This window comes from Stutzerimonas nitrititolerans, assembly GCF_003696285.1.
Classification (GTDB): Bacteria; Pseudomonadota; Gammaproteobacteria; order Pseudomonadales; family Pseudomonadaceae; genus Stutzerimonas; species Stutzerimonas nitrititolerans.
In genome coordinates, this window is the sequence record NZ_RFFL01000098.1 from 1 (window position 1) to 323 (window position 323).

At 54.8% G+C, this 323-nt stretch carries 1 protein-coding gene; it reads left to right on the forward strand.

The features are described 5' to 3' along the window. A partial coding sequence (locus EA795_RS21345; protein ID WP_240645064.1) for a hypothetical protein occupies positions 1-238 on the forward strand: 238 nt, incomplete at its 5' end. Between the last annotated feature and the right edge of the window lie 85 nt (positions 239-323).

The window sequence follows — 323 nt, forward strand, 5'->3', positions numbered from 1 at the left end:
TGTGTCACGTCAAGCTGTTTTTGAAGAAGTTTTTCTTTCTTCTCAACCGCTTATGCCTTCGATCGACCGGAGCCTCTCGTCGGCGGGAGGCGCATTCTACAGCGTTCAAAACCGCTGTCAACCGCCTCTTTCACCGCCTTCGATCGAACCGACCGAAGCGCCAACCGGACTCAACCACCGCCCTGTCAGCCCGGCGCATTCTACTCGAATTCGCCGTCCGTGCAAGCCCTTATTTTAAGCTAACTTCTTGATTTACAAGAGGTTTCGCCAAGGGCCGGCGCCGGAGAAGGTGCGCATTATAGGCCCTCGAAACGACACGTCAA